Here is a 23,845-nt window from a genome sequence, read left to right on the forward strand (position 1 = left end):
AATTTCATGAAAAATTGTTTTGTAGATTTTATAAGAATTTTTTGTAAAAGTGGAGATGGAGGGTCAGGATCTATTCATTTTTATAGGGATAAATCTGTAAATAGAGGAGGGCCTGATGGAGGATCAGGAGGAAAAGGAGGAAATATTCTTATTCAAGGAAATTCTCATATTCATACTTTTTTACATTTAAGATATCATAAACATTGGATAGCTAAATCTGGACTTCCTGGAAAAGGAAATAATATAACTGGAGCAAATGGAAAGGATTTATTAATAGAAGTACCTATAGGTACTATAGTAAAAGATGAAAAAAAAAATATAATAATGGAAATAACCCAAAATTTTCAAAAAGAAGTTTTATTCAGAGGTGGGAAAGGTGGAAAAGGAAATGTTTTTTTTAAAAATTCAATTTGTCAATCTCCTTATTATGCACAACCGGGAATTAAAACAAAAGGAAATTGGATTTTTTTAGAATTGAAAATTTTAGCAGATGTAGGATTTATAGGTTTTCCTAATACTGGAAAATCTACTTTACTTTCAACAATTACAAGAGCAAAACCCAAAATAGGAAATTTTGCTTTTACAACTACAATTCCACATATAGGAGTAGTGAAAACAGATTTTAATTCTTTTTTAGTAGCTGATATTCCAGGAATTATAGAAAAAGCTTCCGAAGGAAAAGGATTAGGACATGATTTTTTAAGACATGCAGAACGAAATTCTGTTTTATTATTTTTAATTTCATCAGATACGAAAAATAAAAAAAAAGAATACTTTATTTTATTAAATGAATTAAAAAAATTTAACTCGAATTTTTTGAAAAAAAAACGTTTATTAGCAATATCTAAATCAGATTTAATAAAAGATGAAAAAAAAAAGAAAATAAGAGAATCTTTTTTTAATAAATTCAAAGAAGATATTGTATTTATTTCTTCTTTTACAAAAGAAGGATTATCTGAATTAATACAAAAATTATGGGAAATGATTAAAAAATAATTTTTTAAGAACAAAAAAGTTTTTGTTTTACAATATCTTGATCTATATTTAGTGTTGGTTGAATATTTTCTATGTCAAACATATAATCTACAAATATTTTTTCACAAAATGTTCGTAATCCTCTAGCTCCTAACCCTAATTGTAAAGTTTGATCTACTATAATATTTAGTGCTTCATCTGTTATATTTAAAGATATATGATCCATATCAAACAATTTTTTATATTGCTTGATTAAAGCATTTTTAGGTTCAACTAAGATTTTTTTTAACATATTTTTATTTAATGGATTTAAATAGGTAATAACAGGAAATCTTCCGATTATTTCAGAAATTAATCCAAATTTTTTTAAATCTTCAGCAAGAATATTATTTTCTAAACCATTTTTTTCACTATCTATTTTTTTTCTTTTCTTAGTGATAAAACCTATAGATGTTTTTTCTATTCTGTCAGAAATAATTTTTTCCATTCCATCAAAAGTTCCTCCACCTATAAATAATATATTTTCAGTATTTACTTGTATCATTTTTTGATCTGGATGTTTTCTTCCTCCTTGGGGTGGAACATTAATTACAGATCCTTCCAATATTTTAAGTAATGCTTGTTGAACTCCTTCTCCCGATACATCTCTAGTAATAGAAGGATTATTACTTTTCCTAGAAATTTTATCTATTTCGTCTAAAAAAATAATTCCCTTTTCAGCAGAATCTATATCATAATTAACAGATTGTAATAATTTAGTTAAAATAGATTCTACATCTTCTCCCACATATCCAGCTTCAGTCAAAGTCGTTGCATCAGCTATAGCAAAAGGAACTTTTAATAGTTTTGATATACTTTTTGCTAATAATGTTTTTCCTGTTCCTGTATTTCCAATTAATAATACGTTAGATTTTTCTATTTCTATATTTTTTTTTGTACTATTTTGTTTTTGAATGCGTTTATAATGGTTATAAACAGCAACGGACAGAATTTTCTTTGCTTCATTTTGTCCTATAACATATTGATCTAAAAAAGTTTTAATCTCTTTAGGTTTTTTGATTTCGATAAATTCGTTATTATTTTTATGAGTATTTTTTTCATAAAATTTTTTATGAATTATGGAATAAGTTTTTTCTATACATAAATTACAAATGTGTCCATTTATTCCTGATACAAGAAAAGTAATATTATTTTTATTCCTACCACAAAAATTACATTTTAATGAATCTTCCATACAGAGATTTCTTTTTAAAGGGACAAGCTAAACTACATCACATCGCTACTACCTAATTACCTTTGCTGTGTTCCCACCCTGGAGGAGTTATAGGGAGCTGATTGTGTAGGACTTGTCCCTAGTTTGGTAAATATAAAAAAAAAATCATAAATTCCTGTTTTTTGAATAATAATTATTTATTTAGGTTATTCATATTTTTTACCCAATTGGGTTGTTTTATTGTTATTTTGATGAAAACAAAATATATTTTTGTTACAGGAGGTGTAACTTCTTCGTTAGGGAAAGGAATTATTTCTGCTTCATTAGGTATGTTATTGAAAGCTAGAGGGTATAAAGTTTCTATATTAAAATTAGATCCTTATTTTAATATAGATCCGGGAACTTTAAATCCTTATGAACATGGAGAATGTTTTGTTACAAAAGATGGAGCAGAAACTGATTTAGATTTAGGACACTATGAACGATTTTTAAATCAACCGACAACTAAAGAAAATAATGTAACATCTGGATTAATATATAAAACTGTAATAGATAATGAAAGAAAAGGATATTATTTAGGAACAACTGTACAAGTTATTCCTCATATTACTAATGAAATTAAAAGACGGATTAAAATTCTTGGAGAATCTCGTAATTGTGATATTATTATTACTGAAATAGGAGGAACTGTAGGAGATATTGAAAGTTTACCTTATATTGAATCAGTACGTCAATTAAAATGGGAATTAGGAAAATTTAATGGATTAGTTATTCATTTAACATTACTTCCCTATATAACAGTTACTGGAGAAATTAAAACAAAACCAACGCAACATTCTGTCCGAAATTTGATGGAAAATGGAATACAAGCAGACATTATAGTTTGTAGAACAGAGAAACATATATCCAATAATATTAGAAAAAAATTGGCATTATTTTGTAATGTAAAACCAAAACATGTTATTGAATCAATAGATACCAAAATTATATATGAAATTCCTTGTTTATTACATTTACAAAATTTTGATGAAGTAGTATTAAATCATTTAAATCTATCTACTCTTCCTATTCCAAATCTAAAAAAATGGAAAATTTTTATTAAAAAACATAAAAATCCAAAATTTGAGACTAAAATAGCATTAGTAGGAAAATATGTTTCTTTACACGATTCTTATAAATCAATTATAGAAGCTTTAATTCATGCAGGAACAGAAAATGAAACTTATGTTAATATAAAATGGATTTATTCAGAAATGATTAAAGAAAAAAATTTAAAAAAATATTTTAAAGGAATTTCAGGAATTTTAGTTGCTCCAGGATTTGGAAATAGAGGAATAGAAGGAAAAATACTTGCGGCAAAATATGCAAGGGAAAATGAAATTCCATTTTTTGGAATATGTTTAGGCATGCAAATTGCTGTAGTAGAATTTGCTAGAAATGTATTGGGATTCAAAAAAGCAGAGAGTCATGAAACTAATCCGAATACATCTCATCCAGTAATAAGTTTAATGGAAAAACAAAAAAAATCAACTCATATAGGAGGAACAATGCGTTTAGGAAATTGGAAATGTTCTCTTGTAGAAGGATCTAAAATATTTTCTATTTATGGAGGAAAAAAAGAAATTTTTGAAAGACACCGTCATAGATATGAGTTTAATAATAATTATTTAAAATATTTTTCTAATGCTGGAATGAAAGCAGTTGGTATCAATCCGGAAACAGGTTTAGTAGAAGCATTAGAATTAGAAAATCATATTTTTTTTTTAGGAGTTCAATATCACCCAGAATATCAAAGTACAGTAACAAATCCACATCCCTTATTTACTAATTTTATACAAGTATCTATAGATTCTCAGAATTCTTCTTATATATGAGGAATAGAAATTTAGATTATAGCTCTATCATAGGATTAGTTCTTATATTATTTGTTTTAATAACTTTTACTTATTTTAACAACTATAAAGAATATAAAGAAAAAGAATTAAATTTTAACCATAAAAAATTTGTTGTAAAAAAAGAAATTTTTAGAACAGATAACAATAAAAAAAATAATTTTTTTCTATTAGAAAATAATGTTTTAAAATTTAAACTGTCTAGTTTAGGAGGAATTATTAGTGATGTTATTTTAAAAAAATATAAATCATATGATGATTCATTATCACATCATGCTAAAAACCTTTATTTAATAAAAAATTTTAGTCTAGAATACAAATTATTTTTTCAAAATAAAAAAGGATTTAATATTGATACAAACCTTTTATATTTTAAACCTTTTTTATTCGTAAAAAATGAAAAAAATGGAATAAAAATCCTAATAATGAGAGCTACTAATCCTTATGGAAAAGGATTTATAGATTATATATATAAAATAAGAGAAAATCAATATGATATTCATTTTTCTATTAGAACTCAAAATTTTTCTTCTTTTTTTAAGGAAGGATATAGATGTCATTTAAGATTAGAACATAATATTTTATCCTTAGAAAAGGATAGAGATTGGGAAAATTCTTATACTCAAGTTTATTATTCTATTTTTAATGAAAATTCTATTTCTTCTGTAAAATATTTATCTGAGAAAAAAACAGAAGATAAAAATATAGATGAAACAAATTGGATAGCTCATAAACAACAATTTTTTTCTTTTATTTTTATTCCCGATAAAAAATTAAAAAATGTTTTTATTAAATCTGAAAATTTTTTTTCTGGATCTTTTTTAAAAAAAATTCAATTAAATACATTTATAAATACAAATGAAAATAAAGAAATTCATTCTTCTTTTCGATTTTATTTTGGTCCTTTAGATTTGAATTTATTAAAAAAATATCAAAATAATTTTGAAAATATAATTCCATTTGGATGGGGGTTTCTTAAATGGATTAATAAATATTTTTTTTTAGTAGTCTTTCAATTTTTGGAAAGAACAAATTTAAATTATGGTATTATTATTATTTTGATGACTATAGTCGTGAAACTTATATTGTATCCGATTACTTACAAACAATATAAATTAAGTGCCATGATGAAGTTGATTCGTCCAGAAATAGAAAAATTAAATTCTAAATATAAGGGAGATGTATTGAAGAAACAGAGAGCTATAATGGAATTATATCATAATGTAGGAATCAATCCAATGTCTGGATGTATTTCTACATTATTTCAAATTCCTATTTTTTATTCTTTATTTAAATTTTTTCCTACTTTAATTAATTTGAGGGGAAAATCTTTTTTGTGGGTAGAGGACTTAACTTCATATGATTCAATTTTAAAATTACCTTTCTTCATTCCTTTTTATGGAAATCATGTAAGTTTATTAACTCTATTATATTCTTTAGCATTATTAGTATATACAAAACTTAGTAATGATGGAAAAAATGATTTTTCTCAAAATGAGAATAATTCTTCTGTTTCGGATATGAATTTTTTATTATATTTAATGCCTATTGTTATGTTATTTTTTATAAATAGTTATGCCTCTGCATTATCTTTATATTATTTTATATCTAATATAATTAACATTGGATTTTTCTTTTTTATTAAGGAATTAATATTAGATGAAAAAAAAATTTTTTTAAAAATTCAAGAAAAAAAAATGATAAAACATAACTCTTGGAAAGAGATGATTAAAAAAATAGGAAATAAAAAATATAAAAATCCTATGAAGGAATAAATTTTATTTCTTTATGATCAAAAAAATAGAATTTTTTGTTAAATTCTATTATTAAAAAACCTTGATCTGTTATAGATCGTATTATTCCTAATATGTAATTGTTTGTTTTATAAATATAAAAAATGGAAATTTGATCCTTTAGATACAAATGTGTAAGATAATACTTTCGTATAAATTTTTCTCCTAAAATTGTGAAAAAAAGATATTCTTTTTGAATGTAATATATAATTGTGTAAAACAAGGAATCTAAATCAAAATTTAGATCAAAAATTTTTTTTAAAGAAGAAGCATTCCAATTTTTTGAAAATTGTTCTTGATTCACATTCAAGCCTATTCCAATAATAATTGTATGAATTTTTTGGGAAAAAATACTATTTTCTATTAGAATTCCACCTATTTTTTTATTATTCGCAATAATATCGTTTGGCCATTTAATCCAAATTTTTTCTTTATTTTTCTGATTATAGTATTTAGATAAAATTTTATGTATAGCATTACTTGTAATAATATTTATTATATGTTTTTTTTTTGCATATAAAATTTTAATGGGTTTCAAAATAATGCTAAAAGTTAAATTTTTTTTTTTTTCTGTATACCATAATTTTTGATCCATTCCTATTCCTTGAGTTTGATTCATTGTCCAAATAACTGTCCAATTATATTCAGAAATATATTTTCTGGCATACTGATTTGTAGAATTAATTTTTTCCAACACAATTAGATTTATAGGCCAAATAAATTTTTTCAAAATGTTTTATATTGTTTGTAAAATTTAATTTCTTTGAAACGAAAACCTTATTTTTGTTTATATTAATTAAAAAATAATAATTTTTGTTTTGTTATTAAATAAAATCATAGAAGGAATTCAAATGGTTAAAGGAAAAGATATATCTATTATAAATTTAAAAAACAAAGAAAATTTTATTTGTGATTATTTTGTTATTTGTAATGGAGATTCTCATAATCAAGTATATGCTATTTCTCAATCCATAGAAAAAATAACAATTGAAAAATTACAAAAAAAACCATATCATATTGAAGGATTAAAAAATAGAGAATGGATTTTAGTTGATTACATTTCGATTGTTGTCCATATTTTTCAAAAAAAGATAAGATTGTATTATAATATAGAAAATATTTGGAATCATAATATTGAATAAAATTCTTATTTAAAAAAATTAAGTAATGAGGAAATTTATATGATAGATAAAAAAATAAAAAGTAAAAGTAACTTTTTTTGGGTATACGCAGTTATATTTGCTATATTTTTGGGTATATTTTTTTTTAAATCTTCTTTTTCTAATCCCAAAAAAATAGATCAGGATACTTTTTTTGATATTCTATCTAAAGGAGAAGTTGAAAAGATTATAGTAAAACATAAAGAAATAGTATATGTATATTTAAAAAAAGAATTTTTACCATTTAATAATTCCAATCATAATATTATTAATAATCATGAATCTGGAAGAAGATTTATGACACAGTCATTACAATATGAATTTGAAATAGGAGATTTACAATTTTTTCAGAAAAAATTTGAAGAATACAAAAAAAAATACAATTTAAATACTATTATTGATTTTAAAAATCAACAAGAGTATACCATAACTAAATTTTTATTTGATTATGGTATATTTTTTATATTATTGATTATTTTTTGGATTTTTTTATTTAGAAGAATAGGATCTGCTAGTGGAGGCCCTGGAGGACAAATATTTAATATAGGAAAATCTAGAGCTAAATTATTTGATGAAAATGATAATGTAAAAATAACATTTAAAGATGTTGCTGGGTTAGAAGGAGCTAAAGAAGAAGTTCAGGAGATAGTAGACTTTTTAAAAAGTCCCCAAAAATATACTAAACTAGGAGGAAAAATTCCTAAAGGAGCTTTATTGATAGGACCCCCAGGAACAGGAAAAACATTATTAGCAAAAGCTGTAGCTGGAGAAGCAAAAGTTCCTTTTTTTTCTTTATCTGGATCAGACTTTGTAGAAATGTTTGTTGGAGTAGGAGCTTCCAGAGTAAGAGATTTATTTGAAAAAGCTAAAGAAAAATCTCCATGTATAATATTTATAGACGAAATAGATGCTATAGGAAGAGCTCGTGGAAAAAGTAGCATAGCTGGATCTAATGATGAGAGAGAAAACACTTTAAATCAACTTTTAACAGAAATGGATGGATTTGGAACTCATACTAATGTAATTGTATTAGCGGCTACTAATCGATCCGATATTTTGGATAAAGCTTTACTTCGACCGGGTCGTTTCGATCGTACTATATTAGTAGATCCCCCGGAATTAAATGAAAGAAAAGAAATATTTCGAGTTCATCTCAAAAGATTAGTATTGTCTGAAAATGTAGATATAGATTTTTTATCAAGACAAACTCCAGGATTTAGTGGAGCAGACATTGCTAATGTCTGTAATGAATCTGCTCTTATTGCAGCTAGAAAAAATAGTTCTCAAATAAAAAATCAAGATTTTCTTGATGCAATAGATCGTATTATTGGAGGTTTAGAAAAAAAAAATAAAATCATTAAACCCAATGAAAAAAAAAGAATCGCTTATCATGAAGCGGGGCATGCTACAATAAGTTGGTTATTAGAACATGCAGCCCCTCTAGTAAAAGTGACTATAGTTCCAAGAGGTCGATCTTTAGGTTCTGCATGGTATCTTCCAGAAGAAAGACAATTAACAACTCCAGAACAAATGAAAGATGAAATATGTGCATTGTTAGCGGGAAGATCAGCAGAAGAAATCATATTTAGTAATATATCTACTGGAGCTTTAAATGATTTAGAAAGAGTCACTAAACAAGCTCAGTCTATGGTGGTTATTTTTGGATTAAATGAAAAAATAGGAAATATTTCCTATTATGATTCTACAGGACAAAACGAATTATCTTTTTCTAAACCTTATAGTGAAAAAACGGCTCAAATTATAGATGAAGAAATATCTAAAATTATAACAGAACAATATCAAAGAGCTAAAAATATACTGAAGAATAATGAAAAAAAATTATCTATGTTGGCCAATGAATTATTGGAAAAAGAAGTTATTTTTAGAGAAGATTTGAAAAAAATATTTGGAGAAAGACCTTATCCTGATGAAATTGGTGATATGTTAAGTACTGTTAATCAAAGTACTTAGATTTTTATACTAATGAAAAAAAAAAAATATTTAGACATTATAATAAGAATTTTCACTGGTTTAATTTATGTTGTTACAATTATTTTTTCCATTGAAAAAGGAGAAAAAATATTCAGAATAGTAATGATGATATTGTCTTTTTTTTGTTTATTTGAATTGTTATTAATATTAAAAACAAACATAGTTTTAATTAAAATTACTTTTCCATTTTTTTTATTATCGATTTTCATCGATATTTTTCTTGAAAAGGAAAAAGGATTAATTCCATACATAATTTGTTTTATTCCTTACTCTATAATTTTTTTAATAATTCAGTTATTCTCTAAAAAATATTCTCACAAAGAAAAAATAGGGCAAGTAAGTCATCTAATTTTTGGTTTAGTATATGTAATTATGCCATTCTATTTAGCTTCTTACATATATACAATAATAGATCATGGTAAACAATTAATTTTAGGAATATTTATTTTAATATGGACAAATGATTCTTTATCTTATTTAATAGGAAAGAAATGGGGGAAAAGGAAAATAGCTATATCTATTTCTCCAAAAAAATCAATAGAAGGGGTTATTGGAGGTTTATTTTCTTGTATAATATTAGGATTTTTTTTGTACAAAACATGGGGAGAAAAATATTGGTTTATTTTATCTTTTTCGGTCCCCATTTTTTCTACTATAGGAGATCTTGTAGAATCTATAATTAAAAGATCTTGTAGTGTAAAAAATTCAGGTATTTTGTTTCCTGGTCATGGAGGATTTTTGGATAGATTCGATAGTTTTATTTTTGTAATTCCTATAGTAGCCACTATAGTAACAAGTCTTATTTATATTTTCTAAAAAAAATTATAAAATTTTATAATCATGATTCATAAAGAAGGAATGTCATTTTTAAAATATACACTAATCATCATATTATTATTAATATTTTTTTCTTTTTATTTATTTTCTAGACTAATTTTTGTTTTTTTATCATGTTTTTTTATTATTTTTTATTTTTTCTTAATTTTTTTTTTTAGAAATCCAAAAAGAAATTTTAATGGAATTTATGAAAATGAAAATAAAGAAATAATCATATCCCCTGCTGATGGAAAAATTTTGAGTATACAAAAAATTTTTGAAAATGAATTTTTCCATAAAAACTGTATATGTATTTCTGTTTTTATGTCTCCTTTTAATGTACATGTTAATAGATTTCCTGTTTCTGGAAAAATTATTTATGTGAAATATCATCCTGGAAAATATATAATAGCTTGGCTACCTAAATCTTCATTACATAATGAACATACAACAACAGTAATAGAAACAAATAAAGGAAAAAAAATATTATTTAGACAAATAGCTGGTTTTTTGGCTAGACGTATTATTATTTATGCAAAAAAAAATTCTATAGTGAAAAAAGGAGAAGAGTTTGGATTTATTAAATTTGGATCCAGGGTTGATATTTTCTTACCATTAAATTCTATAATTTTAGTAAAAAAGGGAGAAAAAGTTATTGGAGGAATAACTATGATTTCCATTATTCCATTATAACAAACTCCCTTTATAACAAACTCATTTTTTTTATTTTACTTCTTCATAATCTACATCTTGTACATTTCCATTTCCTTTATTACTTTTTTCTTCATCTTCTTTTTTATTTGATTGTTGATTTGCATTTTTTGTATTATAAATTTCTTGAGAAGCATTAGTCCAAGCTTCGTTTAATTTTTTCATGTAATTTTCAATAGAAGTAAAATCTTTTTTAAAGTGAGCTTCTTTCAATTTTTTTAAAGAATTTTCTATATTTTTTTTATTATTTTCAGATAATTTATCCCCATAATCTTTTAATTGTTTTTCAGATTGAAATATTTGATTATCTGCCGCATTTAATTTTTCTATTTCTTGTTTTATTTTTTCATCTTTTTGGGCATTTTCTTTTGCCTCTTTTTTCATTTTTTCTATCTCTTCTTGATTTAAACCAGAGGAGGTTTCAATACGTATAGACTGTTCTTTTCCTGTTCCTTTATCTTTTGCAGATACATTAAGTATTCCATTCGCATCTATGTCAAAAGTTACCTCAATTTGAGGAATTCCTCTGGGTGCTGGAGGAATATCTAATAAATCAAAACGACCTATTTCTTTATTATCATTAAACATAGGTCTTTCGCCTTGTCCTACACGTATGGTTACGGCTGATTGGTTATCAGATGCTGTAGAAAAAATTTCTGATTTTTTAGTTGGTATAGTTGTATTAGATTCTATAAGTTTAGTAAAAACGCCTCCTAAAGTTTCAATTCCTAAAGACAAAGGTGTTACATCTAATAATAATACATTTTGTACATCTCCTGTTAATACTCCTCCTTGTATAGCCGCTCCAATAGCGACGACTTCATCTGGATTTACTCCTTTAGATGGTTTTTTACCAAAAAATTTTTCTACCTCTTCTTGTACTTTTGGAATACGTGTGGATCCTCCTACTAAAATCACTTCATCTATATTTTTAGTAGTTAAATTTGCATCTTTCAATGCTTTATAACAAGGACTTATAGAACGTTGTATTAATTTTTCGGATAATTGTTCAAATTTTGAACGAGTTAATGTTAAAACCAAATGCTTAGGACCTGATTCTGTAGCTGTAATATAAGGAAGATTTATTTCTGTTTGATTTGAAGAAGATAATTCTATTTTAGCTTTTTCAGACGCTTCTTTTAAACGTTGTAAAGCCATAGGATCTTTTCTTAAATCCAAGGACTCTTTGGATTTGAATTCATTAGCTAAATAATTAATGAGAACTTGATCAAAATCATCACCTCCTAAATGAGTATCTCCATTAGTTGATAAAACTTCAAAAACTCCATCTCCCAATTCTAATATAGAAACATCAAAAGTTCCTCCTCCTAAATCGTATACAACAATTTTTTTATTTTGATTACTTTTGTCTAATCCATATGCTAAAGCAGCAGCAGTAGGTTCATTTATTATTCTTTCTACTTTTAATCCTGCTATTTCTCCAGCTTCTTTCGTTGCTTGTCTTTGTGCATCATTAAAATAAGCAGGAACAGTAATCACTGCTCTATTAATTTCTTCTCCCAGATAATCTTCAGCTGTTTTTTTCATTTTTTGCAAAATCATAGCAGATATCTCCTGGGGAGCGTATAATCTTTTTTCTATATCAACACGAGGAGTATTATTTCCTCCTTTTATTACTTTATAAGGAATATGTTTCAATTCTTCAGTGACTTCTGAATACATTCTCCCCATAAATCTTTTTATTGAAAAAATAGTTTTTTGAGGATTAGTAACAGCTTGTCTTTTTGCGGGATCACCTATTTTTCTTTCTCCTCCTTCAACAAAAGCCACTATAGATGGGGTAGTTCTTTTTCCTTCTGAATTAGGGATAACAACAGGATCATTGATTTCCATAACAGCGACACAAGAATTTGTTGTTCCTAGATCTATTCCTATAATTTTACTCATTTTGTTACGTTTTTTTCATATGTTAATTTCATTGAATAGCACTCCAATCATTATGCCATAATGTTATAAATAAAAGGAATAGAAACTCTGACAATAAAAAGCTTTTATAAAAAATTTTTTTTATGACAAAAAGTCATTCATTAAAATTTTTAAATTTCTTATATTAATCAAACTAAATAAAATAATATGGATTTTTTGAGTTTTAAAACGATTTCAGCTAAAAAAAATAACGTAATACAATCTTGGATCATAATAGATGCAACAAGTCAAATTTTGGGTCGTTTATCCACTACAGTTGTTCATATTATAATGGGGAAACACAAACCTTTTTTTTCTCCACACGTAAATTGTGGAGATCATGTCATCGTTATTAATTCTGACAAAATTAAACTTACTGGAAAAAAATGGAATGATAAAAAATATATTTATTATACAGGTTATCCTGGTGGAAAAAAAACAATTTCTATTCAAAATTTATTTAATAGAGATTCAAGAAATATAATATATAAATCAGTTAAAGGAATGTTACCTAAAAATCGTTTAGGGCGATTGATATTAAAAAATTTACATGTATATCCAAAATCTGAACATAAACATAAAGCCCAAAAACCTATTTTATTAAAATTATAAAATTATGATACATACTATAGGAAGAAGAAAAAGATCTCTTGCACGTATATATTTAAAAGTAGGAAATGGATTAATTACTATAAATTCTAAAGAATTAGATCAATATTTTCCGAAATATCTTCACAAAAAAATTTTATATCCTATTGAAATAGTAAAAAAATTAAATCAATTTGATATAAATATCAAAGTTTTTGGTGGTGGATTTAATGGACAAGCAGAAGCAATTCGTCTTGCTATATCTCGTGCACTTTGTCAACTTGATATAAAAAATAGAAGTCAACTAAAGTCTGAAGGATTGTTAACACGTGATTCAAGAGAAGTAGAAAGAAAAAAATTTGGGCAAAAAAAGGCCAGAAAAAAATATCAATTTTCAAAACGTTAGAATATTAAATTAACAAAAACATAATGAAAATCAATACTCAAGATTTATTGAAAGCTGGAGTTCATTTTGGACATATTGCACGAAAATGGAATCCTAATATGCGTCCTTTTATTTTTATGAAAAAGGGAGGAATTCATATTATAGATTTAACAAAAACAATTTTAAAATTAGAGGAAGCTTGCCATGTTTTAAAAAAAATAGTAATAAATGGAAAAAAAATATTATTGGTAGGGACAAAAGCTCAAGCTAGAGAAAAGGTATGCTATTATGCAAAAAGTATAAATATGCCTTGCATAACAGAAAGATGGTTAGGAGGGTTACTCACTAATTTTACAACAATTCGTAAGTCTGTAAAAAAAATGAATAATATAGAAAAAATGAAAAAAAACGGAACTTTTGATACCTTGTCTAAAAAAGAAAGATTATTAATTGATCGTTTATACACCAAACTATATAAAAATTTAGGAAGTATTTCAAACATGAATCATATACCAGGTGGGGTTTTTTTAGTGGATCCTAATAAGGAAAAAATAGCTTTAACTGAAGCTAAAAAATTAAAAATACCCATTTTTGCTATGGTAGATACTAACACAAATCCTAACGATATTCAATATCCGATTCCTTCTAATGATGACTCTTCCAAGTCTATAGATATTATTTTAAAATTTATATCAAAAGCTATTCAACATGGAATTTCCATTCATAAAAATGAACGTGAAGATAAAAATAAAAAATTATGAAAATTTCCATTCATAAAATTAATGAACTTAGAAAAATAACAGGAATTGGAGTTATGGATTGTAAAAAAGCATTGATTTATTCTAAAGGAAATATCGATGATGCTATCCGAACTTTAAGAAAAAAAGGAGAAAAAATAGCAGTGACCCGTTCTTCATTTCATATGAAAGATGGTGCTCTTCTTTCTTCTATTAATTCTAATTATTCTTGTGGAACAATCATAGGAATTAGTTGTGAAACCGATTTTCTATCCAAAAGTTCTGAATTTTTATATTTTTTATCCATACTTTCTAAACATTCATTATTATTTAATAATAAAATTGATTTTTTACATAGTTCGTATGATAAATATGAAACTATACAAAAAATGATTATAAATCAAATGGGAATTGTAGGAGAAAAATTAGAATTAAAAATTTTTGAAAAAATTAATGCTCCATTTGTGATAAATTATACTCATCATACTAATAAAATAGCAACATTAGTAGGTTTTTCAAATAAAATAAATGATATATCTGTAGCTAAGAATATAGCTATGCATATAACCGCTATGAATCCTATAGCTATTAATAAAGAAAAAATTCCTAGATCATTAATAAACGAAGAAATTGAAATTTTTGAAAATCAAATACAAAAAAAAAATAAATCTGATGTTATAAAAAAAAGAATGTTACAAGGTAAAATTGAAAAATTTTTATCGGAAAATACCCTTTTGAATCAGAAATTTATAAAAAATAATGAAATATCTGTTCAAAAATATTTAGATAAATACGATAAAAATATAAAAATAAATATATTTAAAAGAATAAATATTTAAGAATTTAATGAAAAGATTAATATTAATAATTATGGATGGTTGGGGCCTTTCTTCTTCTAAAAATTATTATTCTTCTGCAATAGAACGAGCTTATACTCCATTTATTGATTTTTGTTATCAAAATTATCCTTGTAGTAAATTAAAAGCATCTGGATATGATGTTGGATTACCTAAAGGACAAATGGGTAATTCTGAAGTTGGTCACATCAATTTGGGATCTGGACGTAAAATTATTCAAAGTTTAGAAAAAATTAATACTTCTATAGAAGATAATTCATTTCTAAAAAGAATAAATATTTTTTTTGATAAAATCTCTCTTTCTAAAAAGAGAATTCATTTTATTGGATTGTTATCTGATGGAGGTGTTCATTCTCATATAAATCATCTTTTTTATTTATTAAAAATAGCTCATAAAAAAAAAATAAAAGATGTTTTTATACATGCTTTCACAGATGGAAGAGATACTTCTCCAAAAAAGAGTATTTTTTATATAAAAAAACTTTTAAATATAAATAAACAATATGTTGGAAAATTATCTACTGTTATGGGAAGATATTATTCGATGGATCGAGATCAGAGATGGGAAAGAACTAAAAAAGCGTACGATGCAATGGTTTATTCAAAAGGAATTTATACTAAAAATGTTCTTTCAACCATAGAGAAATTTTATAATAATGGAATAACAGATGAATTTTTATCTCCTTTAATAATTGTTGATGAAAATGAAGTTCCTATTTCAAAAATAAAGAATAAAGATGTTGTTTTTTGTTTTAATTTTCGTCCTGATCGTTCTAGACAAATAACAGAACTTTTTACAGAAAAAAATACTATTTTTTCAAAAACTAAAAAATTAAATTTGTCTTATATAACTATGACTAATTTTAGTTCTAAATATAAAGGAATTCATGTTCTTTTTGAAAAAGAATATTTATCGAATACTTTAGGAGATATTTTAGAAAAAGAAGGAAAACAACAAATACGTATAGCCGAAACAGAAAAATATCCACATGTAACTTTTTTTTTCTCAGGAGGAAAAGAAACACCTTTTGATAGAGAAATAAGAATTTTATGTGAATCTCCTAAAGTTGCTACTTATGATTTAAAACCTGAAATGAGTGCAGAAAATATAGTAAATAAAATTATTCCTGAATTAAATAATAAACAATCAGATTTTATTTGTATGAATTTTGCAAATCCAGATATGGTAGGACACACCGGAAAAATGAAAGAAACAATAAAAGCGTGTGAATTTGTTGATCAATGTGTTAAATCTTGTTCTGAAGAAGCTATAAAAAATTCATATACAGTAATCATAGTAGGAGATCATGGAAATGCAGAATACATGATAAATTCAGACGGAAGTCCTCATACAGCACATACTACATCATTAGTTCCTTTTATTCTTTTAGGAAAAGATATAAAAAAACAAAATATTTTTTTAAGAAAAAAAGGAGTTTTATCAGATGTAGCACCTACTATTTTACAATTAATGGATCTTCCTATTCCTAAAATTATGAGTGGAACTTCTATGATTAGAAAATATAAAAAATAACAATATTTTGATACACTTGAAAACTATTGAAGAAATAATATTAATAAAAAAAAGTGCCTTTTTAGCTTCTAAAACATTAGGAATGTTAGCTAAAGAAATAAAACCAGGAGTAAATACCCTTTATCTTGATAAATTAGCAGAAAGTTTTATTCGTGATCATAATGGAATTCCAGCTTTTTTAGGATTATATAATTTTCCAAACACTTTATGTGTTTCTCCAAATAATCAAGTTGTACATGGAATCCCAAATCCAGATCCTTTATGTGAAGGAGATATACTATCTATAGATTGTGGTGTTTATATGAATAATTTTTATGGAGAACATGCTTATACTTTTGAAGTAGGTGAAGTGTCTTATAATACAAAAAAATTTTTAGATTGTTCTAAAAAATCTCTTTATATTGGAATATCTAATTGTAAATATGGAAATAATATCGGAGATATAGGTTATTCAATCCAATCTTTTATTGAAAAAAATGGATATAATGTAGTAAAAGATCTTGTAGGTCATGGATTAGGTAAAAATATGCATGAAGATCCTAAAATTCCAAATTTCGGAAAAAAGGGAGAAGGACTTAAGTTGGAAGAAGGATTAGTTCTTTCCATAGAACCAATGGTAAATATTGGCTCATCTAAAATTGTTTTTCATAAAGATGGATGGACGGTGACTACACTAGATAAAAAAAATTCAGCTCATTATGAACACAATGTAGCTATTGTAGATGGATTACCTTGTTTACTCTCAACTTTTCAATATATATATAAAGAACTTAATATTAAATCATTAGAAGAAGATTTTTTTCAAAATAAAAAAATTCATATTACATAATATTTAATATTCATTAATTTTAAGTTTTGTAACTTATTGTTAAATAACATAATTTGCATTTTAAATATAGAATATGCCTACCATACAGCAATTAATTAGAAAAGGAAGAGTCCCCATTTGTAAAAAACGAAAATCTATAGCTTTAGAATTTTGTCCCCAAAAAAGAGGAGTATGTACTAGAGTTTATACTACTACACCGAAAAAACCAAATTCTGCCATGCGAAAAGTAGCTCGTGTTCGTTTTACAAATGGAAGAGAAGTAATTAGTTATATTACAGGAGAAGGACATAATCTTCAAGAGCATTCAATAGTATTAGTAAAAGGAGGAAGGGTAAAGGATTTACCAGGCGTAAAATATAAAATAGTGCGAGGAGCTAGAGATACAGCTGGAGTGAATGGTAGAAAAAAAAGTAGAAGTAAATATGGAGCTAAAATAACTAAAAAAGATTAAAATATTAATGAGAAAAGTTAGAAAAAAAGAAAAAATATATTTTCCAGATCCTAAATTTCATGATTCTTTAGTTACACGTTTTGTAAATCATTTGATGAAAAATGGTAAAAAAAATATAGCTTATAGTATATTTTATAATGCTATGGAAAAAATAGATATTATAAAGGATAAAGAAGAAAAATCTGCATTAGAAATATGGAAAGAGGGATTAAAAAATGTGATGCCTCATGTAGAAGTTAGAAGCCGTCGTATGGGAGGATCTAACATTCAAGTTCCCGTTCCTGTTTCTTCTAATAGTAAAATAACAAAAGCAATGAAATTATTAATATCTTGTGCTTCTGTTAGAAATGAAAAAACAATGGCTCATAAATTAGCTTATGAAACATGGGATGCATTTCGAGAACAAGGTGAAGCTGTGAAAAGAAAAGATAATATTCACAAAATGGCTGAGGCAAATAAAGCTTTTTCGCATTTTAGATTCTAGTTATTTATGGCAAAAGATTTGAGGTATACAAGAAATATAGGAATAGCAGCACATATTGATGCGGGAAAAACCACTACTACAGAAAGAATTTTATTTTATACAGGTATAAATCATAAAATAGGAGAGGTTCATGATGGAGCTGCTACTATGGATTGGATGCAACAAGAACAGGAACGTGGAATTACCATAACTTCTGCTGCAACATGTTGTGAATGGATATATAATGAAAAAAGATATCAAATCAATATTATAGATACTCCAGGTCATGTTGATTTTACTGTAGAAGTGGAAAGATCCATGAGAATTTTGGATGGCATGATTGTTTTATTTAGTGCTGTAGATGGAGTAGAACCTCAATCTGAGACTGTATGGAGACAAGCAGATAAATATTCGATTCCTAGAATAGCTTTTGTGAACAAAATGGATAGACAAGGTGCTGATTTTTTCAATGTTTGTTATCAAATACGAAAGATTCTAGGAGCAAATTCAGTTCCTATTCAAGTTCCTATTGGAATAGGAGACGATTTCAAGGGAGTCATAGATTTGATATCTAATCAAGCTATTATTTGGGATGAAAAAGATTATGGAATGACTTATCAAAAAATTCCTATTCCAGATAATATGAAAAATATAGTAAATGATTATAGAAATCAACTACTTGAAACATTATCTGAACATGATGATATAATAATGGAAAAATTTTTATATGGAAATAAAAATTCTTCTTCTCTTTCACAAGAAGATATTATTTTTTCTTTAAGAAAAAATACTATAAAAATGAAAGTAATTCCAATTTTATGTGGCTCTTCTTTTAAAAATAAAGGAGTTCAAACCATATTAGATGCTATATGTAGATATTTGCCTTCTCCTCTTGAAGTCAAAGATATAGTAGGAATTAATCCTATTAGTCAGAAAAAAGAAAAAAGAAAACCTAGTGAAAATGAGCCTTTTTCGGCTTTAGCCTTCAAAATAGCAAGTGATCCTTTCGTAGGTAGATTAGCTTTTTTCAGAGTTTATTCTGGAAAAATAAAATCAGGTTCTTATAGTTTTAATGCAAGGTCAGGGAATAAAGAACGTATTTCTAGAATATATCAAATGCATGCAAATAAGCAAAATCCAATTGATAAAATTGGAGCTGGAGATATAGCAGCTGTAGTAGGATTTAAAAATATTAAAACAGGAGATACTTTATGTGATGAAAAATATCCAATTTTATTGGAAAAAATATTATTTCCTGATCCAGTAATTGGATTAGCTATTGAACCTAAATATAAATCAGATATAGATAAAATGAGTTTGGCATTATCTAAATTAATGGAAGAAGATCCTACTTTTCAAGTTAGAACGGATAATTATACAGGTCAAACCATTATTTCTGGAATGGGAGAACTTCATTTGGAGATAATAGTAGATAGAATGAAACGAGAATTTAAAGTTGAAGTTAATCAGGGAAAACCTCAAGTAGAATACAAAGAAGCTCTAACGGATTTAGTGGAACATAGAGAAATTTATAAAAAACAAACAGGAGGTAGAGGAAAATATGCTGATATATTATTTAGATTAGAACCCGGAAACATAGGTAAATCTGGTTTAGATTTTATTAATAAAATAAAAGGAGGAAATATTCCAAAAGAATATATTCCTTCTATAGAAAAAGGATTTAGAGAAATGATGAAAAATGGTCCTTTATCTGGATACGAAATTGATAGTGCTAAAGTTACTATTTTAGATGGATCTTATCATTCTGTTGATTCTGATCAATTATCTTTTGAATTAGCCGGTAAATTAGGTTTTAGGAAAGCGGCTAAAAAAGCTAAACCTGTTTTGTTAGAACCAATTATGAAATTGGAAATTTTAATTCCAGAAGAAAATATGGGAGATGTAATAGGAGATTTAAATCGTAGACGAGGGATTGTACAAGATATGAATAGTAAAAATAATATAAAAGTAATTCAAGCTTTAGTTCCATTATCAGAAATGTTTGGATATGTTACTGTATTACGAACCCTTTCTTCTGGTAGAGGAACTTCTATTATGGAATTTTCTCATTATGAAACGGTTCCTGAAAATGTTATAAATAATATTATAGAAAATAAAAATCAAAACAAAAAAATAAAAAAATAATAGTAGAAAAAAATTAATATACTATGGGTCATGATATAAAAATTAAATTAAAATCATATGATTATAATTTATTAGATAAATCGGCCGAAAGAATTGTAAATTCTGTACTCCCTACGGGAGTAGTATTGAATGGTCCAGTTCCTTTGCCTACTGAAAAAAAAATATTTACGGTATTACGTTCTCCTCATGTGAATAAAAAATCAAGAGAACAGTTTTTTCTACCAACTCATAAAAGACTATTGCAAATTCATAATGCTTCATCTAAAACAGTAGATGCATTAATGAAATTAGAATTGCCTAGTGGAGTGGAAGCAGAAATAAAAGTATAAAAATATGGTAGGATTAATAGGAAAAAATATAGGAATGACTAGTATCTTTTTAAAGAATGGAGAAAATGTACCATGTACACTTGTACAAGCTGGACCTTGCTATATTGTTCAAATAAAAACAATAGAAAATGATGGTTATTCTTCTATTCAATTGGGGATAGATGATCAAAAAATTCAGAAAATTAATAAATCTTTGTTAAATCATTTTAAAAAAGCAGGATTGTCACCCAAGAAAAAATTATTGGAATTTAAAGTAAATAAAGTATCTGATTTTATTTTAGGAAATTTAATTAATATAGATTTTTTTAAAGAAGGAGAATTAGTTAATGTAAAAGGAATTTCTAAAGGAAAAGGTTTTCAAGGTGTAATTAAGAGACATAATTTTTCAGGAGTGGGGGAAAGAACTCATGGACAACATAATCGTTTAAGAGCTCCAGGATCAATAGGAGCTGGATCTGATCCATCACGTGTTTTTAAAGGAAAAAAAATGGCTGGAAGAATGGGAAATAAAAGTGTTACCATCAAAAATATAAAAATATTGAAAATAGACATTAATCATAATATTATGATTTTAAAAGGGGCAGTTCCAGGAAATAAAAATTCATATTTAATGATTCAAAAAAAAGAATGGAATTAAAAATTTTAGACATAAAAGGAAATTATACTGATAAAAAAATAGAATTTCGTGATAATGTTTTTTTAAAAAAATCTTACAATCATTCTATATATTTAGAAATTAAAAGATATTTGTTAGCTCAACGTCAAGGAACACATAAAACTAAAGAAAGAGGAGAATTATCTGGAAGTACTAGAAAATTACATAGACAAAAAGGAACTGGAGGTTCTAGAAAAGGTGATATAAAAAATCCTATTTTCAGAGGAGGAGGAAGAGTTTTTGGTCCTAAACCAAGGAAATATTTAATAAAATTAAACAAACGTACTAAAAATATAGTTAAAAAATTTATCATTGAACAAAAATTAATTCAAAATAAAATTTTGATTATAGAAAATCTAAAATTAGATGTTCCAAAAACTAAATTTTTTTTAAATTTATTGAAATCTTTGCAATTAGAAAATAAAAAGTCATTAATGATAATTGAAAAAACAAATAAAAATTTGTATTTATCTTCTAGAAATTTGAAAAATTTTAGATTATTAAACGTAAATGAATTAGATTGTTTCTCATTGATGAATTTTCCATATATTATTTTTTCTGAAAATTCTATAAAAAAATTTTTCAATTTTTGAAAATATGATTTTGATCAAACCTTTTATTACAGAAAAATCTTATCGAGGAGAAAAATATAATTGTTATGTTTTTTCTGTGAATATAAATTGTGATAAAATTCAAATAAAAAAAGAGATCAAAAAATTATTGGGATTTTCTATAAAGAAAATTAGAACTATGATTTATCCTAGAAAAGATAAATCTAAGTATACAAAAAAAGGATTTCTTTATGGAAAAACTAATAAAATAAAAAAAGTTGTTGTTCAATTTTATGAAAATCAAAAAATTGATTTTTTAAATCAAAAAGAAATTTAATGTCAATCAAGAAATTAAAACCTGTAACACCCGGTCAACGTTTTAGAATTGTAAATTCTTTTCATCAACTCACAAATGATAATTCCGAAAAAACTTTAGTAAGAGGAAAATGTAAGTCTGGAGGAAGAAATAATGTAGGTCGTATGACTATGCGTTATTTTGGAGGTGGTCATAAAAAAAAATATAGAATAATAGATTTTAAAAGAAAAAAATTTAGAATTTATGCAATTGTAAAATCTATAGAATATGATCCAAATCGATCTTCTTTTATTTCCTTACTTCATTATGAAGATGGAGAAAAAAAATATATTGTTGCAATGGAAGGATTTAAGGTTGGACAAAAAGTAATTTCCGGTAAAAATGTACCTTTTAACATAGGGAATTCTACTTTTTTAAGTGATATTCCTTTAGGAACTAATATATCCTGTATAGAACTAAGACCTGGACAAGGTGCTAAAATAGCAAGAAGTGCAGGATCTTTTGCTCAATTGATTGCAAAAGATGAAAAATATGCAACAATTAAACTTCCTTCCGGTGAAATTAGGATGATAATGATAAACTGTATGGCTACCATTGGTGTTATTTCGAATCCTGACCATCAGTTAGAAATATATGGAAAAGCTGGAAAGAAAAGACATATAGGAAAAAGACCTAGAACACGAGGAGTAGCTATGAATCCTGTAGATCATCCTATGGGAGGGGGAGAGGGAAAAGCTTCTGGCGGAATACCTCGAAATAGAAAAGGACAACCAGCTAAAGGATTTAGAACTCGTTCTAAAAAGCGGTATTCTGATAAATATATTTTACAAAGAAGAAAAAAGTAATAATTTCATAATTATGGCAAGATCTTTAAAAAAAGGACCATATGTATCTCAAAAACTATATAAGAAAGTATTAAATAATATTAAACTAGATAAAAAAACCATAATTAAAACTTGGTCTAGACCTTCTACTATTTTGCCTGATTTTGTAGGACAAACTTTTGCTGTTCACAATGGAAGGCAATTTATTACTGTATATATTACAGAAAACATGATAGGTCATAAACTTGGAGAATTTGCTCCTACTCGTACTTTTAGAGGACATGCTGGATCTAAAAATAAATTGAAAATAAAAAATTAGGAGAATATGGAACAAGAGACTAATGTAGTTTCCGCTTCTTTAAATGGAATAAGAAATTCTCCTAGAAAAATGAGATTGATAGCAAATTTAATACGAAAACAAGAAATATTTAAAGCTTTAGATTTACTAACTTATAGCAGAAAAAAAAGAATTTCTCTTATTTTCAAAAAATTACTTCTTTCTTTATTATCTAATTGGGAAAAAAAATATAATCAGTCTTCTTCTAAAAAAAAAGAATTTTTATATATAAAAGAAATTAGAGTTAATCAAGGTAAAACTTTAAAGAGATTACGACCTGTTCCTCAAGGAAGAGGACATAGAATAAGAAAAAGATCAAGTAACATTATAGTTTTTTTAGATCAAAAAAAAGAAACATAATTATTT

The 23,845-nt window shown here is 25.5% G+C and carries 26 protein-coding genes and 1 other RNA gene; 23 read left to right on the forward strand and 4 right to left on the reverse strand.

Annotated elements, in window-relative coordinates:
* Positions 1–6: 6 nt before the first annotated feature.
* The gene (gene obgE, locus G9C01_RS01385; RefSeq protein WP_166265454.1) at positions 7–996 is read left to right on the forward strand and encodes a GTPase ObgE; all 990 of its coding nucleotides are present in this window, start codon (positions 7–9) and stop codon (positions 994–996) included.
* Between the two features lie 4 nt (positions 997–1,000).
* On the opposite strand, the gene clpX is transcribed toward obgE, so the two are convergent.
* Together clpX and ffs are read right to left on the reverse strand one after the other, a co-directional pair.
* The gene (gene clpX, locus G9C01_RS01390; protein WP_166265457.1) at positions 1,001–2,209 is read right to left on the reverse strand and encodes an ATP-dependent Clp protease ATP-binding subunit ClpX; all 1,209 of its coding nucleotides are present in this window, start codon (positions 2,207–2,209) and stop codon (positions 1,001–1,003) included.
* Between the two features lie 17 nt (positions 2,210–2,226).
* Positions 2,227–2,327, reverse strand: an RNA gene (ffs, locus tag G9C01_RS01395) — signal recognition particle sRNA small type.
* Between the two features lie 112 nt (positions 2,328–2,439).
* Here ffs and G9C01_RS01400 point away from each other — a divergent pair.
* Both G9C01_RS01400 and yidC read left to right on the forward strand, forming a co-directional pair.
* Positions 2,440–4,062: a CTP synthase gene (locus G9C01_RS01400; RefSeq protein ID WP_166265460.1), complete on the forward strand. Its 1,623-nt coding sequence runs from the start codon at positions 2,440–2,442 to the stop codon at positions 4,060–4,062.
* A complete protein-coding gene (gene yidC, locus G9C01_RS01405) occupies positions 4,059–5,855 on the forward strand; it encodes a membrane protein insertase YidC (protein WP_166265463.1) in 1,797 nt (598 codons plus the stop codon). The genes G9C01_RS01400 and yidC overlap by 4 nt, the downstream gene beginning before the upstream one ends.
* Here yidC and G9C01_RS01410 read toward each other — a convergent pair.
* Positions 5,842–6,603, reverse strand: a complete 762-nt coding sequence (locus G9C01_RS01410; RefSeq protein ID WP_166265466.1) for a biotin--[acetyl-CoA-carboxylase] ligase — start codon at positions 6,601–6,603, stop codon at positions 5,842–5,844. The two genes, yidC and G9C01_RS01410, sit on opposite strands and share 14 nt — an antisense overlap.
* Positions 6,604–6,691: 88 nt before the next feature.
* On the opposite strand from G9C01_RS01410, the gene rsfS reads away from it, so the two are divergent.
* From rsfS to G9C01_RS01430, 4 genes are read left to right on the forward strand one after another with little or no spacing between them, the layout of a single operon-like run.
* Positions 6,692–7,015 carry a ribosome silencing factor gene (gene rsfS / locus G9C01_RS01415; RefSeq protein WP_166265469.1) on the forward strand — a complete coding sequence of 108 codons (324 nt, stop codon included), beginning with the start codon at positions 6,692–6,694 and terminating at the stop codon, positions 7,013–7,015.
* Positions 7,016–7,054: 39 nt separating this feature from the next.
* Complete coding sequence (gene ftsH / locus G9C01_RS01420; RefSeq protein ID WP_166265472.1) at positions 7,055–9,004, forward strand: ATP-dependent zinc metalloprotease FtsH; 1,950 nt, start codon at positions 7,055–7,057, stop codon at positions 9,002–9,004.
* 12 nt (positions 9,005–9,016) lie between these two features.
* Positions 9,017–9,841, forward strand: a complete 825-nt coding sequence (locus G9C01_RS01425; RefSeq protein WP_166265475.1) for a phosphatidate cytidylyltransferase — start codon at positions 9,017–9,019, stop codon at positions 9,839–9,841.
* 24 nt (positions 9,842–9,865) lie between these two features.
* On the forward strand, positions 9,866–10,534 hold the full coding sequence (locus G9C01_RS01430) for a phosphatidylserine decarboxylase family protein (protein ID WP_166265478.1): 669 nt from the start codon (positions 9,866–9,868) through the stop codon (positions 10,532–10,534).
* Positions 10,535–10,564: 30 nt separating this feature from the next.
* Here G9C01_RS01430 and dnaK read toward each other — a convergent pair whose 3' ends face one another.
* Positions 10,565–12,460, reverse strand: coding sequence for a molecular chaperone DnaK (gene dnaK, locus G9C01_RS01435; RefSeq protein ID WP_166265481.1), 1,896 nt, complete (start codon positions 12,458–12,460; stop codon positions 10,565–10,567).
* Between the two features lie 186 nt (positions 12,461–12,646).
* Between dnaK and rplM the strand changes: the two genes are divergently transcribed.
* From rplM to G9C01_RS01515, 16 genes are all read left to right on the forward strand, one after another.
* A complete protein-coding gene (gene rplM / locus G9C01_RS01440; RefSeq protein WP_166265484.1) occupies positions 12,647–13,090 on the forward strand; it encodes a 50S ribosomal protein L13 in 444 nt (147 codons plus the stop codon).
* 4 nt (positions 13,091–13,094) lie between these two features.
* Positions 13,095–13,472 (forward strand): 30S ribosomal protein S9, encoded by a 378-nt coding sequence (gene rpsI, locus G9C01_RS01445; RefSeq protein WP_166265487.1) that lies wholly within the window; start codon positions 13,095–13,097, stop codon positions 13,470–13,472.
* A 23-nt stretch (positions 13,473–13,495) separates the two neighbouring features.
* Positions 13,496–14,212, forward strand: a complete 717-nt coding sequence (rpsB, locus tag G9C01_RS01450; protein ID WP_166265490.1) for a 30S ribosomal protein S2 — start codon at positions 13,496–13,498, stop codon at positions 14,210–14,212.
* Entirely contained in the window at positions 14,209–15,027 is an 819-nt protein-coding gene (tsf, locus tag G9C01_RS01455) for a translation elongation factor Ts (RefSeq protein ID WP_166265493.1), read from the forward strand. The genes rpsB and tsf overlap by 4 nt, the downstream gene beginning before the upstream one ends.
* A 7-nt stretch (positions 15,028–15,034) precedes the next feature.
* Entirely contained in the window at positions 15,035–16,579 is a 1,545-nt protein-coding gene (gene gpmI, locus G9C01_RS01460) for a 2,3-bisphosphoglycerate-independent phosphoglycerate mutase (protein ID WP_166265496.1), read from the forward strand.
* A 7-nt stretch (positions 16,580–16,586) separates the two neighbouring features.
* Positions 16,587–17,408, forward strand: a complete 822-nt coding sequence (map, locus tag G9C01_RS01465; RefSeq protein ID WP_166265499.1) for a type I methionyl aminopeptidase — start codon at positions 16,587–16,589, stop codon at positions 17,406–17,408.
* Between the two features lie 73 nt (positions 17,409–17,481).
* A complete protein-coding gene (gene rpsL, locus G9C01_RS01470) occupies positions 17,482–17,859 on the forward strand; it encodes a 30S ribosomal protein S12 (RefSeq protein WP_166265502.1) in 378 nt (125 codons plus the stop codon).
* A gap of 7 nt (positions 17,860–17,866) precedes the next feature.
* Positions 17,867–18,343, forward strand: coding sequence for a 30S ribosomal protein S7 (gene rpsG, locus G9C01_RS01475; RefSeq protein WP_166265505.1), 477 nt, complete (start codon positions 17,867–17,869; stop codon positions 18,341–18,343).
* Between the two features lie 6 nt (positions 18,344–18,349).
* On the forward strand, positions 18,350–20,467 hold the full coding sequence (gene fusA, locus G9C01_RS01480) for an elongation factor G (RefSeq protein ID WP_166265508.1): 2,118 nt from the start codon (positions 18,350–18,352) through the stop codon (positions 20,465–20,467).
* Between the two features lie 23 nt (positions 20,468–20,490).
* Complete coding sequence (gene rpsJ / locus G9C01_RS01485; protein WP_012840772.1) at positions 20,491–20,796, forward strand: 30S ribosomal protein S10; 306 nt, start codon at positions 20,491–20,493, stop codon at positions 20,794–20,796.
* Positions 20,797–20,800: 4 nt separating this feature from the next.
* Positions 20,801–21,433 (forward strand): 50S ribosomal protein L3, encoded by a 633-nt coding sequence (gene rplC, locus G9C01_RS01490; RefSeq protein ID WP_166265511.1) that lies wholly within the window; start codon positions 20,801–20,803, stop codon positions 21,431–21,433.
* A complete protein-coding gene (gene rplD / locus G9C01_RS01495) occupies positions 21,424–22,044 on the forward strand; it encodes a 50S ribosomal protein L4 (protein ID WP_166265514.1) in 621 nt (206 codons plus the stop codon). Before rplC ends, rplD begins: the two co-directional genes overlap by 10 nt.
* A 4-nt stretch (positions 22,045–22,048) precedes the next feature.
* On the forward strand, positions 22,049–22,339 hold the full coding sequence (gene rplW, locus G9C01_RS01500) for a 50S ribosomal protein L23 (RefSeq protein ID WP_166265517.1): 291 nt from the start codon (positions 22,049–22,051) through the stop codon (positions 22,337–22,339).
* Positions 22,339–23,163, forward strand: coding sequence for a 50S ribosomal protein L2 (gene rplB, locus G9C01_RS01505; protein ID WP_166265520.1), 825 nt, complete (start codon positions 22,339–22,341; stop codon positions 23,161–23,163). Before rplW ends, rplB begins: the two co-directional genes overlap by 1 nt.
* A gap of 13 nt (positions 23,164–23,176) precedes the next feature.
* Positions 23,177–23,461, forward strand: coding sequence for a 30S ribosomal protein S19 (rpsS, locus tag G9C01_RS01510; protein WP_166265523.1), 285 nt, complete (start codon positions 23,177–23,179; stop codon positions 23,459–23,461).
* A 6-nt stretch (positions 23,462–23,467) separates the two neighbouring features.
* The gene (locus tag G9C01_RS01515) at positions 23,468–23,839 is read left to right on the forward strand and encodes a large ribosomal subunit protein uL22 (protein ID WP_166265526.1); all 372 of its coding nucleotides are present in this window, start codon (positions 23,468–23,470) and stop codon (positions 23,837–23,839) included.
* Positions 23,840–23,845: the final 6 nt, after the last annotated feature.

The sequence above is a fragment of the Blattabacterium sp. DPU genome (assembly GCF_011290385.1).
Lineage (GTDB): Bacteria > Bacteroidota > Bacteroidia > Flavobacteriales > Blattabacteriaceae > Blattabacterium.

Coding starts and splice junctions, on each gene's coding strand:
- obgE (WP_166265454.1), top strand. CDS start 7: ATGAAAAATTGTTTTGTAGATTTTATAAGAATTTTTTGTAAAAGTGGA.
- clpX (WP_166265457.1), bottom strand. CDS start 2,209: ATGGAAGATTCATTAAAATGTAATTTTTGTGGTAGGAATAAAAATAAT.
- G9C01_RS01400 (WP_166265460.1), top strand. CDS start 2,440: ATGAAAACAAAATATATTTTTGTTACAGGAGGTGTAACTTCTTCGTTA.
- yidC (WP_166265463.1), top strand. CDS start 4,059: ATGAGGAATAGAAATTTAGATTATAGCTCTATCATAGGATTAGTTCTT.
- ftsH (WP_166265472.1), top strand. CDS start 7,055: ATGATAGATAAAAAAATAAAAAGTAAAAGTAACTTTTTTTGGGTATAC.
- G9C01_RS01425 (WP_166265475.1), top strand. CDS start 9,017: ATGAAAAAAAAAAAATATTTAGACATTATAATAAGAATTTTCACTGGT.
- G9C01_RS01430 (WP_166265478.1), top strand. CDS start 9,866: ATGATTCATAAAGAAGGAATGTCATTTTTAAAATATACACTAATCATC.
- dnaK (WP_166265481.1), bottom strand. CDS start 12,460: ATGAGTAAAATTATAGGAATAGATCTAGGAACAACAAATTCTTGTGTC.
- rplM (WP_166265484.1), top strand. CDS start 12,647: ATGGATTTTTTGAGTTTTAAAACGATTTCAGCTAAAAAAAATAACGTA.
- rpsI (WP_166265487.1), top strand. CDS start 13,095: ATGATACATACTATAGGAAGAAGAAAAAGATCTCTTGCACGTATATAT.
- rpsB (WP_166265490.1), top strand. CDS start 13,496: ATGAAAATCAATACTCAAGATTTATTGAAAGCTGGAGTTCATTTTGGA.
- tsf (WP_166265493.1), top strand. CDS start 14,209: ATGAAAATTTCCATTCATAAAATTAATGAACTTAGAAAAATAACAGGA.
- gpmI (WP_166265496.1), top strand. CDS start 15,035: ATGAAAAGATTAATATTAATAATTATGGATGGTTGGGGCCTTTCTTCT.
- rpsL (WP_166265502.1), top strand. CDS start 17,482: ATGCCTACCATACAGCAATTAATTAGAAAAGGAAGAGTCCCCATTTGT.
- rpsG (WP_166265505.1), top strand. CDS start 17,867: ATGAGAAAAGTTAGAAAAAAAGAAAAAATATATTTTCCAGATCCTAAA.
- fusA (WP_166265508.1), top strand. CDS start 18,350: ATGGCAAAAGATTTGAGGTATACAAGAAATATAGGAATAGCAGCACAT.
- rpsJ (WP_012840772.1), top strand. CDS start 20,491: ATGGGTCATGATATAAAAATTAAATTAAAATCATATGATTATAATTTA.
- rplC (WP_166265511.1), top strand. CDS start 20,801: ATGGTAGGATTAATAGGAAAAAATATAGGAATGACTAGTATCTTTTTA.
- rplD (WP_166265514.1), top strand. CDS start 21,424: ATGGAATTAAAAATTTTAGACATAAAAGGAAATTATACTGATAAAAAA.
- rplW (WP_166265517.1), top strand. CDS start 22,049: ATGATTTTGATCAAACCTTTTATTACAGAAAAATCTTATCGAGGAGAA.
- rplB (WP_166265520.1), top strand. CDS start 22,339: ATGTCAATCAAGAAATTAAAACCTGTAACACCCGGTCAACGTTTTAGA.
- rpsS (WP_166265523.1), top strand. CDS start 23,177: ATGGCAAGATCTTTAAAAAAAGGACCATATGTATCTCAAAAACTATAT.
- G9C01_RS01515 (WP_166265526.1), top strand. CDS start 23,468: ATGGAACAAGAGACTAATGTAGTTTCCGCTTCTTTAAATGGAATAAGA.